Genomic DNA, 15,314 nt, shown 5'->3' with positions numbered 1-15,314 from the left:
CATTCCTTCGGATTTAAGCGACGCCGCCAAAGGCAACGCCGGACAGGTCGGCCATGTCCTTCTTCCAGGTCGTCAGGTCTTCAATGTTGAATTTCGACAGGTGGTCGTGTCCGCAGGCACGGGCCATGACCTGCATCAGCTCAACCGATGCGTCGAAGAAATTGGTCAGCCGTTCGGCGGACTTCTCGACAACCAGCCGGCTGACCAGATGCGGTTTCTGTGTTGCGATACCGACCGGACAGTTGTTGGTGTGGCATGCGCGCATGGCAATACAGCCGATCGCCTGCATGGGCGCGTTGGAAAGCGCAACGGCGTCGGCGCCCAGGGCCAGTGCCTTGATGAAATCGGCCGGTTTCCTGAGCCCGCCGGTTATGACCAATGTGATGTCGGGGCGTCCGCTCGAATCCAGATGCCGCCGGGCGCGTGCGAGGGCCGGTATGGTCGGCACGGAGATGTTGTCGCGGAAGATGATCGGCGCCGCGCCGGTGCCGCCGCCGCGGCCGTCGAGAATGATATAGTCGACATCGATCTCCAGCGCCGCGTCGATGTCCTTTTCTATATGCTGCGCCGACAGCTTGTAGCCGATCGGTATGCCGCCGGTGCGGTCGCGCACTTCGTCGGCGAAATCCTTGACCTGACCCACTTCGGTCCAATCCGGAAAACGCGGCGGGGAGATGGCTGCCTCGCCTTCCTGAAGGCCGCGCACCTCGGCGATCTTGCCTTTGACCTTGGGGCCGGGCAGGTGGCCGCCGGTGCCGGTCTTGGCGCCCTGTCCGCCCTTGAAATGGAACGCCTGGACATTATCCAGCTTGTCCCAGTCGAAGCCGAAACGGCCGGAGGCGAGTTCGTAGAAATAGCGCGAATTCTCGGCCTGTTCCTCCGGCAGCATGCCGCCTTCGCCCGAGCAGATGCCGGTTCCGGCCAGTTCCGCGCCGCGTGCAAGGGCAATTTTTGCGGGCTCCGAAAGCGCGCCGAAACTCATATCCGAGACAAAGAGCGGGATCTTCAGCTGCAGCGGTTTTTGCGCGTTCGGCCCGATCGTCACATCGGTGCCGACAGGCTCCTCGTCGAGCAGCGGCATGCGATGGAGCTGGGCGGTGAGGATCTGGATGTCATCCCAGTCGGGCAGCTGCGTGCGCGGCACGCCCATTGCCTCGACCTGGCCGTGATGGCCGGTGCGCTTGAGACCCGACCGGGCGTAATTCTGGATAAGCCGGTTGTAGGGCTCTTCCTCGGTGCCGTGGCCGGTATCGGCGTAGACGCCGAGATAGGCCTTGCGGTTGAAAGGCTGCGGGTTGTCCTTGGCCCAGGCGAGAATCTCGTCTTCATCGACAAGCACCTGGCCGTCCTCGATCCAGCTCGAGAATTTCGGCAGCACCTCTTCGTTGGCGTAGGCTGAAACGCCGGAATCGAGGCGGTAGTCCCAGTAGTGGACGCCGCAGATGAGATTGCGGCCGCGCACGAAGCCGTCCGCCATGAGCGCGCCGCGGTGCAGGCATCGACCATAGAAAACGGAGACTTCGTCGTCGAAACGCACGACGACGAGATCGACCTCGCCGACCAGCGCGTGTTCGGGCTTGCGATCCTCCAGATCGTCAAGGGCGATGATCGCCAGCTTATTCATTTCGGTTCCCCATGATTGTTGTATTGTCAGGCTTGAATTCACCGGTTTTCAGCGGTTTCGCGGAGGCGTCGAGCGGCTCGATCTCGGCGCATGGTCCCATCGCGCCGACTTTGGCCGCATACCAGCGCGCGCCCGGTGCGGCGGTGAACCCGTGCAGCAGCGCGCTGATCCAGACGGCATTGACGGCAAGCATCAGCACCGGCTCGGCGATCGGATGATCGACCTGAGCAACGACGAGCAGGGCAAAAAGCGCCGTCGCAAGTCCGCGCGGTCCGAACCAGCCGAAGAACAGCCGGGTTACGGGCGATGCATCCGTGCCGATCAGCGAAATCCATATGGCGAGCGGGCGGGTCACAAACAGGCTCAGGAGAATGATCGCCAGCACCGGCGGTTCGAGATGGCGTACGGCTTCCGGAACGAGGGCGAGCCCGAGCAGAAAGAAGGCGCCCCAAGTGAGCATTTGTCCTTCACTTTCAGTGAATTCATAGACGAACTTGCAGCGGCCCTTGACCACATTGCCGAAACACAGGCCGGCCACAAAGGCGGCGATGAAGCCGTTGCCGTCAATCAGGGTCGCGGCCAGATAGGTGCCGCCGGCAAGCGCGATGGCGCCGACGCCTTCGAACGTGTCGCTCGTTGCGTTTTTGCGCTTGGCCCACAAAAGGATCGTGCCGCCGAGAAGGCCGGTGACGATGCCCGCCAGCGGCCCCAGCAGGATCTGCTTGGCGCCGAAAACCAGCCAGTCGGCGTTGGTCCGGTCCATCGCCTCGGCGGCGAGGCTGGCAAAGAGCAGCACGGCCGGCAGCGCGAGGCCGTCATTGAGGCCGCTTTCCACGGTCAGCGCCCGCCGCGGGCGTTCCGGCACGGCCGGGTTGCTCACCACGGCCTGACCCAGTGCCGCATCTGTCGGTGCGAGGATCGCCGCGACCAGCGCAACCGCGACGATGGGCCATCCGGGCAGAAAGGGCAGGGCGAGCAGGGTTCCGAGGACGAGCGACAGTGGCAGCCCGATGACCAGCATGCGCACCGGCCATGTATGGCGCCTGCGCAATGTCGCGATATCGATCTGCGCCGCGTCGAGGAACAAGAGCACGATCAGCGCCACTTCGGCGACGAGGTGCAGCGCCTCTTCGGCGCCTTCCGGCGACATGAGACCGGTCTCGGCCAGCAGGACGCCGAAGCCGATAAAGAGCATCGGTGCCGTCAGCACGGTCGAGGAAAGCCGGTTGGCCACCATGGAGTAGGCAACCGTGAACATGGCAAGAAGCAGTAAGCCCATCATAACCCAATCGCGTTTTCCGCCGTGACGCCGCCGGCTCACCATGCCTGCATCGTGGTGCGCTGCCTTGACGGCTTCTTGTCAGATGCAGGGGCCCTCAATAAGGTTACAGCGCATTGCCGGAATTTAGAAATATTACAGTTTGAGGCGGCAAACGGGGCGACGCGTGCAAAAGGGCGACAGATCATCGGCGACGGAGCCGGACGAGGGCGAGGCAATCGCCGCGGTCGCCAATGCCGATCCCGCCGCAGCCGAGCGGTTCGTGCGCAAACATGCCGGCTGGATGCTGGCGGTTGCGATGCGGATCGTCCGCGATGCGCATCATGCCGAGGATGCGGTTCAGAACGCCTTTGCCAAAGTTTTCGACAATATCGGAGGCTTCGGCGGCCGGTCCGCGTTGAAGACCTGGATGCACCGGATCGTCGTCAATGAGAGCCTGATGCTGCTGCGCAAGACCAATCGGTCGCAGACCGTGGCGATTGACGAATTGCAGCCGGTGTTCGACAATAATGGATGCCGGATCGAGGACCGGTGGATGTCCATGGAGACGCCGGAAACGCTGTTGATGCGATCGGATATCCAGGCGCAGGTGAACGGGAAAATCGACCTTTTGCCCGACAATTATCGCATCATTCTTGTGCTGCGGGACATTGAAGAGCTGTCGACGCAGGAGGTCGCGCAGCTTCTCGAAATCAGCGAGGCGAATGTCAAGGTGCGTCTGCACCGGGCCCGCGCCGCGCTGAAACGTTTGTTGGAACCCTTGATCAGAGGACAAGCGGTATGACACAGGCCGCACCGACACTGATGCGACGGATCCGCGGCATGATGTTCAAAATGCCGTTGATGATCACCTGCGAGGAGTTCGATGACTTCATCCTTGCCTATCTGGAAGACACGCTGTCCGCCCGGGAAAAATTCGTTTTCGAATTGCATCTGAAGGTCTGCCGGGATTGCCGCGAATATCTGGCTGCCTACCGGGCATCGCTCGAGCTTGCAAGAAAATGCGGCAAGGAACCGGATGAAGCCCTGCCGCCGGTCCCGGATGACCTGGTGCAGGCTGTCATGGAGGCGCGCGGGCGCTGAGGCCGCAATGCATTATTCGACCGGGTAGGGGCCTTCCTCGAACCTTTCGGCGTGATAGCCCTTTGCGCCGACGGCCTGCGCCATGGGGCCTGGAACCGGCTCGTCAGCACGCAGCCGCTCAAGCAGAAACCGGTGATCGTAGCGCGGGTTCCAGCCAAGTGCGTTGCGTGCCTTCTGATTGACATAGACCCGGTCGACTTCGTCGAACATTTTCCATCCCCGCCGCTCGAATTCGGCGTACAGCTCCGGCAACCTGCGGCGCATGACGGCTGAAGGATCGGAGCGAAGATCGCCGAGGTCATCAGCCGTGAAGGGCGTTGTCGCGCTGATGATGAAGAGGTCGAAGCCCGGTGTCTGTCTGCGGTCCAGGGCAATCAGATGCGCCCGGGCCGCGTCCTCGATGTCGACGCGGCGGAAGAGAAACTCGTTCGCCTTGGCATTTTCGTCCGCGAAAGCCTCGCGGACCGCCCGTCGGTCGTCTTCTTCCGGAAAGAAGCGGGATGTGCGCAGCACCGTCACCGGCAGGCTGTGTTTGCGGGCGAAAAGCCGGCCGAGTTCCTCCGCCGCCCGTTTGGTGATGCCGTAGATGTTCTTCGGACGCGGGGCGACATCCTCGGTGATCCACGCGGCCGGGGCTCCGGGCGCCGGCACCAGCGCATCGCCGAAGACGCTGGTCGTGCTGGTGAATATAAAGGACGAGACGCGCGCCTCGGCGGCGGTTTCCAGAAGATTGAGCGTTCCGGTGATATTGGTATCGATGAATTCCTGCCGCGTGTGGGTTGCGACGTGCGGCTTGTGCAGCGTTGCCGTATGGATGACGGCATCGATGCCTTTCATCGCTCCATCCACGAGGGTCCGGTCGACGATGGAGCCGACAATGTCCGTGTAAGGCGAGGGCGCAATGTCGAGACCGATGGCTGAGCGGCCGTCCGCGCGCAGCAGCCGCATGATCGCTTCGCCGAGATGCCCGGCGCTGCCGGTAACCAGGATCGTCATTGTCAGACCATCGTCCGATTCGTTGCGCCGAGTCTATCCAGGCGTGCTTGCGGGTTTTGGACAAAAAGGCGCCGCCCGGCAGGACGACGCCTTCCTTGTTGTGCTTTTTCGAACAGGCCGCAATTACATATTGATGCGGTACTTGGCGAAGCCCTCTTCGCCCTCGCCGGCGGCTTCGATGTTGACGTCGCGCACGTCCTTCATGAAGTCCTTGGCCTTCGGTCCGGTCTCGAAGATGACGGTGGCGCCGTCGATCGGCTTGAAGGACCAGTTGCTGTCGGCGGACGGGTTGATCGTGCCCTGATCGACGATGTAGCGGACGATCACGTCGCGGTTGGTGTCCGGTCCTATGAAGATCACCACTTCGTCATTGATATCCGGGAAATTGCCGCCGCCGCCAGCGCGGTAATTGTTGGTTGCGACAACGAATTTCTGATCCGGATCAATCGGTTCGCCATTATACTTCAAGTCCACGATGCGATTGGCATTGGCATCGAGCAGTTCGCCCTTCGGATCGTATTTCGACGGCTGGGTCAGGTCGATCTTGTAGGTGACGCCGTCGATAACGTCGAAATTGTAAGACGGGAATTCGTTGTTGATGAGGGCCTGGTCCTTCTTGCCGGCCTCGACCTGGTTGAAGATACCGGCGGAGCGCTCCAGCCAGTCCTTGACCTGCGCGCCGCTGATGGCGACGGCCCGCACGGTGTTCGGATAGAGATAAAGGTCTGAAACGTTCTTGATGGCCACATCGCCGGGAGCGACGTCCGTATAGTATTCGGGACCGCCACGGCCGCCGGCCTTGAAGGGCGCGGCCGCCGAGAGGATCGGAAGACCTTCCCACTCGGTGCCTTTCATCATCTGGTCGATGTACCAGGTCTGCGCCTGGCTGACGATCTGGACCGACGGATCGTCAGCGACGAGCGCGAAATAGGAGTGCAGCGGCGCCGAGGTCTTGCCGACGGCGCGGCGCACATAGGCAAGCGTCTCGTCGTGCTCCCTGGAAACGGAATCGAGGACATCCTGTTGATCCTGGACGATCGGAATAACCTTGCGGCCGTCGCGCTCGAAGATGGACGGTGCGGAGGTGGTGAAGCCGACCACTTTCCATTCATTGCCACCGCGCTCCAGCATCAGGTCGATAATGCCGAGATGCGATCCCCAGAATCCGCCCATCGCTGCCGGCGTGCCGAAGAGCGTGCCCTTTTCGGCGTCGACACCGGCCATGTCGGCATATTTCGGACCCGGGAAAACCAGGTGGTGGTGGCCGGTGAGGATGGCGTCGATGCCGTCGACATTGCCGAGATGCAGCGACGCGTTTTCCATGCCGTCGCTACGGTCATTCGCATCGATGCCCGAGTGCGACAACGCGACGACGATGTCGGCGCCGGCCTCCTTCATTTCCGGTACCCATGCATTGGCGGCATCGATGATGTCGCGGGCATTGGCCTTGCCTTCGAGGTGGCGGCGGTCCCAGTTCATGATCTGAGGCGGCACGAAGCCGATCAGGCCGATGCGGATCGGGTGCTGGTTGCCGTTGCCGTCGGTGATCGTCTTGTCGACGATGACGTAGGGCTTGAGGAACAACTCGTCGTCGCGCGGGTTGGAGGCAAGCATGCCCTTGGTGACATTCGCGGACACGACCGGGAAATCGGCGCCGTTGAGCGTCTTGAAGAGGAAGTCGAGGCCGTAGTTGAACTCATGGTTGCCAAGGGTCGAAGCGTCGAAGCCGATGGTGTTCATGGCCTGGACGATCGGGTGCATGTCGCCTTCCTTCATGCCCCGCTCATAGGCGATATAGTCGCCCATCGGGTTGCCCTGCAGGAAGTCGCCATTGTCGACGAGCAACGAGTTTGTCGCCTCGTCGCGGAATTTGCGGATCAGTGTCGCGGTGCGGGAAAGCCCGACGGCATCCGACGGCCTGTCGCCATAATAGTCGTAAGGGAAGACGTGTACATGCAGGTCGGTCGTTTCCATCAGGCGCAGATGCGCCTGGTTGCCGGAGGCGAAGGCCGAGAAGGGATGAAGCAGTGCGAGCGAGCCGACGGCTGCCGTTCCGGCGAGGAACTGGCGGCGGTTGAGCTGGTCGAATGATCGTATTGTCATGGAAGTTCTCCCTTGCGGCAATCCGGAAGCGACCGCACGCGGTGTGCGGTTCCGGATTCGCCTGACATTAGAATTTGCCGAATGGGACAGTGTAGTCCGCCGCAAACTATGCGTCCACAATCACCGCATTTTTGTGACAAAGATCGGCTTATCCCCGGAATGGTACAGGGCCCGTCGGCCCGCGCCGTTATTTCTTCTTTTCGACGTAATTATCGAGCACGCGCTTCTGGCCGGCCTTGTCGAAATCGATCGTCAGCTTGTTGCCGTCGATCGATGCGATGTTGCCGTTGCCGAACTTCAGGTGGAACACCCGGTCGCCGACGGAGAAAGCCGAGGGTTCATCCGCGACAGAGCGGGCGACGAGTTCGCCTTCGATGGTCTTGGCCTTGACGGAGCCGCGGCCGGCGCCATAGCCGGAGTCGGTTTCTCCATAGCCGATACGCTCGACCGCGTGGCCGGACCGCGTGCCCCAGTTCTGACGCGTCGCGTCGTTGCGGTTGGCCTGGGCGCGGCGCCAGCCGGGCGTGTTGTAGCTGCCGGAGAAGGGTTCGGCCTCGTCAAAGCGTGAGGCGCCATAGCCGCCGCCGACAGCCGTCGCTCCGTATCCGCCGTAGGAGGTGTCGGGCTCGGCGACATCGGCGTGTTCGGAGGGCAGTTCGTCGAGAAAGCGCGAGGGAATGGTGGATTGCCAAAGGCCGTGGATTCGGCGGTTGGAAACGAACCAGATGTGACAGTTGACCTTGGCACGGGTGAGGCCGACATAGGCGAGCCGGCGCTCCTCTTCCAGCCCGGACCTTCCGCCCTCGTCGAGCGCCCGCTGGTGGGGAAACAGGCCTTCCTCCCATCCGGGAAGGAAGATCGTCTCGAATTCGAGTCCCTTGGCCGAGTGCAGCGTCATGATCGAGACGGCGTCGAGATCCTCGTTCTGCTCGGCGTCCATGACGAGGCTGACATGTTCGAGGAAGCCGCGCATGGATTCGAAATCCTCCATGGAACGGATCAGTTCCTTGAGGTTGTCGAGCCGGCCCGGCGCATCCGCCGACTTGTCGTTCTGCCACATGGCGGTATAGCCGCTGTCCTCCAGGATCTGCTCGGCGAGCTCGGTGTGCGGCGTGTTCTCCAGCAGCGACGACCAGCGCTGGAAATTCTCGACCACGTCCGTGAGGGCCTTGCGAGGGCGCGGCTTCATCTCCTCGGTCATGACGAGATCGGAAGCCGCTTTCAGCAGCGGCAGGCCGCGGGCGCGGGCGTAATCGTGCAATTGGCGCACGGCCGCTTCTCCGAGGCCGCGCTTGGGCGTGTTGACAATGCGCTCGAAGGCAAGATCGTCGGCCGGCTGGCACACGACACGGAAATAGGCCATGGCGTCGCGGATCTCGAGGCGCTCGTAAAAGCGCGGGCCGCCAATGACCCGGTAGTTCAGGCCGAGCGTGACGAAGCGGTCCTCGAATTCGCGCATCTGGAAGGAGGCGCGCACCAGGATCGCCATGTCGTTGAGCCGGTGATCGCGGCGCTGCAGCTGCTCGATCTCCTCGCCGACGGCGCGGGCTTCTTCTTCCGAATCCCATGCCGCATGGACCATGACCTTCTCATGATCGTCGTCTGCCTGGTCGGTGAACAGGGTTTTGCCTAGCCGGCCTTCATTGTGCGAGATCAGATGTGATGCGGCGCCCAATATGTGCGCGGTCGAGCGGTAATTGCGCTCGAGGCGGATAACGACGGCACCGGGAAAGTCCTTCTCGAAGCGCAGGATGTTGTCGACCTCGGCGCCGCGCCAGCCATAGATCGACTGGTCGTCATCGCCGACGCAGCACACATTGTGCGATCCCTGGGCGATCAGCCGCAGCCACATATATTGCGCGGTGTTGGTGTCCTGATACTCGTCGACAAGGATGTAGCGGAACTTGTCGTGATACTCCTTCAGGATATCCGGATGATTCCTGAAGATGCGGATCGGGTGACACAAGAGGTCTCCGAAATCGCAGGCGTTGAGGGTCTTCAGGCGGTTCTGATAGGCCTCGAAGAGTTCGCGTCCCTTGCCGTTGGCGAACGACCGTGCATCACCCTCCGGGATCTCGGCGGGGCCGAAGCCCTTGTTCTTCCAGCCGTCGATCATCATGGCAAACTGGCGGCCGGGCCAGCGCTTGTCGTCAAGCCCTTCGGCCTGAATCAACTGCTTGATGAGCCGGATCTGATCGTCCGTATCGAGGATGGTGAAATCGGATCGCAGACCGACCAGCTCGGCATGGCGCCGAAGGAGCCGGACACCGATGGAGTGGAACGTTCCGAGCCACGGCATGCCCTCGACGGCGCCGCCGACCAGGACGCCGATGCGCTCCTTCATCTCGCGGGCCGCCTTGTTGGTGAAGGTGACGGCGAGGATCTGGCTGGGATAGGCCTTGCCGGTCGCAAGGATGTGGGCAATGCGGGTTGTCAGAACCCGCGTTTTCCCGGTGCCGGCGCCGGCAAGGACGAGTACCGGTCCGTCGATTGTCTCGACGGCGCGTATCTGCTCCGGATTGAGGCCCTCCAGATAGCTTGCCGGACCCGTCTGCCTGTTGCGTGCGGCCATGGCACGCGCGGCAATGCCGCCGCCCGCCGGAGCTGTCGGGGCGGAACTGTCGCTGTCGCCGAAAAACGGTATGTCTTCGTCCGGGCTGACCATCCCCTCCAATGTAGTGATTCGGCTGTGAAAGGCCAGCAACCAATGCGCTGTGCAGGCGGTTTTGTTCCTGAATCGTTCGAATTGGTCCGGATTGGGCTCCAAGGTCTGCCGTTACCGGCTTCAGCGCCTATAATTGGGGAAGGCAGCGGTCGATTCGCAGCGGCTCCTGCCTTCGCCGTTCAATTCGGGAACAGGCCGTTGGAGAGATCAACTGACCCGTCGGGTTTTGACAATGCGATCTTCCGTTTCTTTCGGGAGCTGGCGGCTGTTTCACAAAGCGCAGACCGGCTTGTTGAGCGGGCGCTGCCGGACGAGCTCAAGCAGCCGCATTTCAATGTGCTCGATTTCCTGGCACGCAACGACGGGCGGCCGACCATGGGGGAACTGGCGCTGGCGATGAATGTCACGCGCGGCGCCATCTCAAATACGGTCCGGCGTCTGGAAGAACGGGGCTATGTCACGGTCAGCGCCGACCGAAGGTCAAAGCGCGTCGGACTGACGGCATCCGGCCGTGCGGCGCACAGAGACGGGATCGAGGCGCTGGTGCCGCCTTTGCTCGAACTGGCCCGGACCATTTCCGCGCCCGACATGATCGAGATCCTGCCGCTGCTAGAGCGTATCCGCGGCTATCTTGATGCCGAAGCGGGAAGACCTGGCTGAACCGCGGCTACTTCTCCAACCGCGATATGCGCCTGTCTGTCCAGTTGAGCCGCCCGTCGATGATCGGTCGCACGATTTCGGCGAGTTCCGGTTCGCGCGTCAGCACATCATCAAGTTCGGTGATCTGGTTCATGGCGACAAGGCGGAGAATGTCGTCGCGTATTTCGCCGCCCTCGCGGCGCGGCAGATGGCCGACCGGCTGCGCCAGATCGATCAGGGCGTCCTTGTTGATGGCGGCGACGGCCTCGTTGAACCCCGCCAGATCGAGCGTCTTCAGTTTCGTCTCGACGAAGGCATAGATGCCGACGCCCTTGCGCGGCAGCGGATAAAGCGCCAAAGCGGCCGCCGAGACCGCCGCATTTTCATTCAGCGCCTTCAAGATGGCCGGTCCTTCGCGGTCGATCCGGTCGCCGGTTCCTTCGCCGTCCGACCAGGAAAATATCCCTCGGGTGATCAAATTGTAGATCTTCTTGCCGGTGGCCATCCATATGCGCGACGGCAGCGATTTGCGCGCCAGGATGCGCTGTTCGGTTGCCGTCAAGAGATGCGGGGCGAAGGACCGCTTCTGCTTGATGCAGTGGCGCAGGTCCTCATAGGCCATGATGCGGTAAAGGCGGCCCTTGCGGCGGTGGCAGGAGGCAAGCTGGAAGTCGATGACGGCGGCCTTTCCGTCGGCCAGCATCAGCCAGTTCTGCGGCTTGGCCAGATCGTTATGGGTAATGCCGCGCCGGCGCATGTCCCGCAGCAGGCGGCGCGCATCCGTGTACCAGACAGGCGATTGCGGGCGCGCCAGATGCAACGGGGTGCCATCCGTCCAGGAACGGAACAGGCCATCGGCATCCACTTCGATGATGTCCGGCGTGCCCTCGATGCCGGCAACGGCGCGAAGCGCCTTTATTTCGCGCTTTGCCAGGAACCAGGCGAGCGGGCGCGACCAAAGGGGCGAGGCGGTGACGATGCGGCGCGCGACGCGTATCTCCGGCCGGTCGGCAAAGTGGCCGGCGCGTGTTTCGGAAAACACATCGCGCTTGAAAACCGTATCTGAAACAAATTCCGCCATTGGAACCTCTTGTGGATTCCGCAATGCTCTAAGCGATCAATCACTGCTGCGCAATGGAAAGCGCAAATCGCCTTCGCAGGGGCAGGTTCCGGCTGAAGTCAAAAACTGTTCTAGCAGTGCTCTTCCTCGGAGGCTGCGATCAGCCGCTTGTTGAAATAGGCGAGGGCCTTGACCTGTTCGGCCCAGCCGACAATGGTCTTGCCTTCGACCTCGTCGACCACCGGCAGGCGTGGATGACCACCGGAATCGAAGGTTCGTAGCGCTTTTTCCAGCGTGTCGGTGGGGCGCAGGCTGGGAACGCCCCGCTCCGGATCATGGGCCTCTTTCGGGTCGTCCGGATTGGTTGCGGTCATGAAATCCATCACGCGGGCGCTGCTCATCACTGCCCTGTGCGGACCGGCCTGAACGAAGAGGCCGCGCATTTCAAGCTGCCACTGGAAATAGGAATGGCCGTGGATCGCCTGCGTCACGCCATAGGCGATGGCGACGGTGAGCAACAGCGCAATGGACAACTCGTAGCCGCCGGTCAGTTCGAAGACGATCAGAGTGGTCGAGATCGGGGCGCCAAGCACGGCGCCGGCGACGGCGCCCATGCCGAGAATTGAGTAGAGCGCCTGGCTGGAGGCGAGATCGGGAAACACGTTGGCGGCAACGATGCCGTATGCGCCGCCGGTCATGGCGCCCAGATAAAGCGCGGGCGAGAAGATCCCGCCACCGAAACGCGAGGCAAGCGTGATCGCCGTTGCCAGCGTCTTGGCGACGATCAGCACAAGCATCAAGATGAGTGGCAGGCGGCCCCAAAGGGCAAGATCGGTCGCTTCATAGCCGACACCCAGTATGTGCGGAAGGAAAACGCCCATGCCGCCGATGGCGACACCACCCAGCACCGGTCTCAGCCATAGCGGCATGGTGACTTTGCGGGCCAGGAAGTCGGCAGAGAACAGCGAGAACTGAAAGGCGATCGCGACGATCGCCGAAACCAGGCCGAGCAGTGCGAAACCGGGGAATTCCCAATAGGAGGAGACGTGGTATTCGGGCACGACGAAGGCGGCGGATTCGCCGAACCAGCCGCGCGAGATGACGGCAGCGCCGCTTGAGGCAATGACGATGGGCACAAAAGCCCGCAGCGCAAAGTGGCCGAGAATGACCTCATGGGCGAAGAGTACGCCGGCGAGGGGCGCGTTGAAGCTCGCCGAGATCGCCGCCGCCACGCCTGCGCCGAGCAGGGTGCGTTTCGACCATTCGGGCAGGCCGGTGCGCCGCGCCGTGTGGTTGGCGATGGTGGCGCCGAGATGAATCACCGGCCCCTCGCGGCCGGCGCTGGCGCCCGATCCGAGCGATATCACGGTGATCAGGGCCGAGCTGAGCCCGTCGCGCAGACCGAGTTTGCGTCCGGTCAGCGCCCGCGCCTCGATGACGTCGGCGACGGAAAGCGTGCGGCGCTGGGGCATCAACGTCTGCAGCAGGATGCCGACGACGAGGCCGCCGACGATGGGCGCGAGAAAGATCAGATACCAGGGCGTGTTGCGGGCGGCTGAAATGACCCGCTCGCTGCTGTCCTGCAGCCATAGAAGCTGAACAGCGCCGATCATTTCGCGAAACAGGATGGCGGCGGCCGTGACGGCGATCCCGATGGCCAGCGAAAGCCACCACAGCCGTGGCTGGCGTTCTCCCACAAAGCTTCTGATATTCGGCGTAACCCATTGACGCAAATGGTGTGGAAGGGTTCTGATGAAATCAGGAAGCATGGTTTGCGGGCTATTTCTTGTTGATCTTTATTCTGCGCCCGGCTCGTTCCGGATAGGGGATATCGGCGTGCGCGCGGCGCATTGCCGCGACCTTCGAGGCCATGGGTTCGGGGATCGGCGCGACCTTGGGGCCGGAGGCATCGATATGCAGGTAGAGGGCTTCCGATGTGGCGGCCACCCAGCCGTCTTCGTGGATGAGCTCGCTATAGGCATGAAGCCGCTTCTCGTCGCAGTCCAGAAGCTGGAAAGTGGCCGTTACACTGGCACCGAGATGAAGTTCGCGCAGGTAACACACATGCACTTCGGCAACGTAGAAACTGAGGCCGCGATCCTTGACGTAGTTTTCCGTCAGACCGATTTCCGCAAAGACGTGGTCGGCGCATCTGTCGAACAGCACATTGTAATAGGCCATGTTCAAATGGCCGTTATAATCGATCCAGGATGGCTCGATTTCCGCCGCCGGCGCCGTGAACGGCGCTGCCTGTGCCATGCCAATCTCCCTCAACACACGCTATATTCGGGCAACATGACTCTTTCAATCTGCAGCCACAAGGGGCATCCTGCGCCCAAAGAATGAAAGAGAGCTGAACAAACAAGGAGTAATGGGCATATGAGTCTGGCCGACGTCATCGCGGGTGAAAGAAACGAAGAAGGTATTGCGGCCGCGATCGGCGTTCTCAAACAGCGTTTCGGGGAACGACTGAACACCGGTGCATCCATGCGCGAGCAGCATGGACACACCACCACCTATCTTCCGAACCAACAGCCCGATGCGGTCGTGTTTCCGCAGTCGGCGGACGAGGTGAAGGACATTGTGCGCATTTGCGCCGATCACAAGGTGCCGATCATACCGTTCGGTGCCGGAAGTTCGCTCGAAGGTCAATTGAATGCGCCAAGCGGCGGCATCAGTATCGACATGGTGAACATGAACCGCGTCCTTCGGGTCAATGCCGAGGATCTCGACTGCGTTGTCGAGCCCGGCATAACGCGCGAGGACCTCAACGTGCATTTGCGCGATACCGGTCTTTTCTTCCCCATCGATCCGGGCGCAAACGCATCGATCGGCGGCATGACCGCGACAAGGGCATCGGGCACCAATGCCGTGCGTTACGGGACGATGAAGGACAATGTGTTGTCGCTGACCGTGGTAACGGCCGACGGACAGGAGATCACGACGGGAAGCCGGGCCAAGAAGTCCTCGGCCGGCTATGATCTTACCCGGCTCTTTGTCGGCTCGGAAGGAACGCTTGGCGTGATTACTTCGGTCACGCTGCGTCTCTATGGCATTCCGCAGGCGATTACAGCCGGCGTGTGCCCGTTTCCGACCGTCGATGACGCGGTCAACACGGTCATCATGACCATCCAGATGGGCATTCCGGTTGCCCGTATCGAACTGCTCGACGCGCTTTCCATGCGTGCGACAAACGCCCATTCCGGGCTGGATTATCCGGAAACGCCGGCCCTGTTCGTCGAATTCCACGGCACCGACGCCTATGCGGCCGAGCAGGCGGAACTGTTCGGCGAGATCGCGGCCGAGTTCGGCGGCGGCGACTTCATGTGGGCCTCCGAGCAGGAGGAACGCAACAGGTTGTGGAAAGCCCGTCACAACGCCTACTGGTCCGGATTGCAACTGCGCCCTGGCGCCAACGGCATCACGACGGATGTTTGCGTTCCGATCTCCAGGCTCGGGGAGTGTATCCGAGAAACGCAAGACGATATCGCCGAAACCGGGCTGATCGCTCCGATTGTCGGACATGTGGGCGATGGCAATTTTCACGTGCTTCTGTTGATCGATCAGAACAACAGCGATGAAATCGGCAAGGCTGAGGCCTTTGCCGAACGGCTCTCCGCGCGGGCCTTGTCGATGGAAGGCACATGCACCGGCGAACACGGGATCGGACAGGGCAAGAAATCGATACTGAAGAGGGAACTCGACGGTGCCATGCATCCGATGCGCCGGATCAAGGCCGCGCTTGATCCCGGCAACATCATGAATCCGGGAAAGATTTTTCCTCCCCGGTAGTCAGTCAATTCGCCGCCTATGCCATCAATTTGTCATGACGCGGCTGAATTAGGCGTATAGTATGTTGCAAGCC

The 15,314-nt window shown here is 61.9% G+C and carries 12 protein-coding genes; 4 read left to right on the top strand and 8 right to left on the bottom strand.

All coding sequences use genetic code 11. From position 1 onward, the window contains the following. Window positions 1-13 precede the first annotated feature (13 nt). Window positions 14-1,624 carry a glutamate synthase-related protein gene (locus OOZ53_RS13925; RefSeq protein ID WP_271090215.1) on the bottom strand — a complete coding sequence of 537 codons (1,611 nt, stop codon included), beginning with the start codon at window positions 1,622-1,624 and terminating at the stop codon, window positions 14-16. Continuing rightward, the gene (locus OOZ53_RS13920; RefSeq protein ID WP_271090214.1) at window positions 1,617-2,906 is read right to left on the bottom strand and encodes a cation:proton antiporter; all 1,290 of its coding nucleotides are present in this window, start codon (window positions 2,904-2,906) and stop codon (window positions 1,617-1,619) included. Before OOZ53_RS13920 ends, OOZ53_RS13925 begins: the two co-directional genes overlap by 8 nt. 163 nt (window positions 2,907-3,069) lie before the next feature. Between OOZ53_RS13920 and OOZ53_RS13915 the strand changes: the two genes are divergently transcribed. Together OOZ53_RS13915 and OOZ53_RS13910 are read left to right on the top strand one after the other, a co-directional pair. Further along, window positions 3,070-3,687, top strand: coding sequence for a sigma-70 family RNA polymerase sigma factor (locus OOZ53_RS13915; protein ID WP_271090213.1), 618 nt, complete (start codon window positions 3,070-3,072; stop codon window positions 3,685-3,687). Next, on the top strand, window positions 3,684-3,986 hold the full coding sequence (locus OOZ53_RS13910; RefSeq protein ID WP_271090212.1) for an anti-sigma factor family protein: 303 nt from the start codon (window positions 3,684-3,686) through the stop codon (window positions 3,984-3,986). Before OOZ53_RS13915 ends, OOZ53_RS13910 begins: the two co-directional genes overlap by 4 nt. 12 nt (window positions 3,987-3,998) lie before the next feature. On the opposite strand, the gene OOZ53_RS13905 is transcribed toward OOZ53_RS13910, so the two are convergent. The 3 genes from OOZ53_RS13905 to OOZ53_RS13895 form a co-directional block, all read right to left on the bottom strand. Further along, a complete protein-coding gene (locus OOZ53_RS13905; RefSeq protein ID WP_271090211.1) occupies window positions 3,999-4,982 on the bottom strand; it encodes an NAD-dependent epimerase/dehydratase family protein in 984 nt (327 codons plus the stop codon). A gap of 123 nt (window positions 4,983-5,105) precedes the next feature. Continuing rightward, on the bottom strand, window positions 5,106-7,085 hold the full coding sequence (locus OOZ53_RS13900) for a bifunctional 2',3'-cyclic-nucleotide 2'-phosphodiesterase/3'-nucleotidase (RefSeq protein WP_271090210.1): 1,980 nt from the start codon (window positions 7,083-7,085) through the stop codon (window positions 5,106-5,108). A gap of 187 nt (window positions 7,086-7,272) precedes the next feature. Then, a complete protein-coding gene (locus OOZ53_RS13895) occupies window positions 7,273-9,750 on the bottom strand; it encodes an ATP-dependent helicase (RefSeq protein WP_271090209.1) in 2,478 nt (825 codons plus the stop codon). A 198-nt stretch (window positions 9,751-9,948) separates the two neighbouring features. On the opposite strand from OOZ53_RS13895, the gene OOZ53_RS13890 reads away from it, so the two are divergent. Continuing rightward, a complete protein-coding gene (locus OOZ53_RS13890) occupies window positions 9,949-10,410 on the top strand; it encodes a MarR family winged helix-turn-helix transcriptional regulator (protein WP_271090208.1) in 462 nt (153 codons plus the stop codon). A 7-nt stretch (window positions 10,411-10,417) separates the two neighbouring features. On the opposite strand, the gene OOZ53_RS13885 is transcribed toward OOZ53_RS13890, so the two are convergent. The 3 genes from OOZ53_RS13885 to OOZ53_RS13875 form a co-directional block, all read right to left on the bottom strand. Further along, a complete protein-coding gene (locus OOZ53_RS13885; protein WP_271090207.1) occupies window positions 10,418-11,470 on the bottom strand; it encodes a serine/threonine protein kinase in 1,053 nt (350 codons plus the stop codon). Window positions 11,471-11,580: 110 nt separating this feature from the next. Further along, on the bottom strand, window positions 11,581-13,218 hold the full coding sequence (locus OOZ53_RS13880) for a chloride channel protein (RefSeq protein WP_271090205.1): 1,638 nt from the start codon (window positions 13,216-13,218) through the stop codon (window positions 11,581-11,583). A 10-nt stretch (window positions 13,219-13,228) separates the two neighbouring features. Then, window positions 13,229-13,708 carry a thioesterase family protein gene (locus OOZ53_RS13875; RefSeq protein WP_271090204.1) on the bottom strand — a complete coding sequence of 160 codons (480 nt, stop codon included), beginning with the start codon at window positions 13,706-13,708 and terminating at the stop codon, window positions 13,229-13,231. 120 nt (window positions 13,709-13,828) lie between these two features. On the opposite strand from OOZ53_RS13875, the gene OOZ53_RS13870 reads away from it, so the two are divergent. Continuing rightward, on the top strand, window positions 13,829-15,241 hold the full coding sequence (locus tag OOZ53_RS13870; RefSeq protein ID WP_271090203.1) for an FAD-binding oxidoreductase: 1,413 nt from the start codon (window positions 13,829-13,831) through the stop codon (window positions 15,239-15,241). Window positions 15,242-15,314 lie beyond the last annotated feature (73 nt).

It is taken from the genome of Allohoeflea poritis, assembly GCF_027889715.1.
Taxonomy (GTDB): domain Bacteria; phylum Pseudomonadota; class Alphaproteobacteria; order Rhizobiales; family Rhizobiaceae; genus Hoeflea_A; species Hoeflea_A poritis.
The sequence above is the reverse complement of the archived record's forward strand: the minus strand, read 5'-3'. Positions and strand labels throughout refer to the sequence as shown.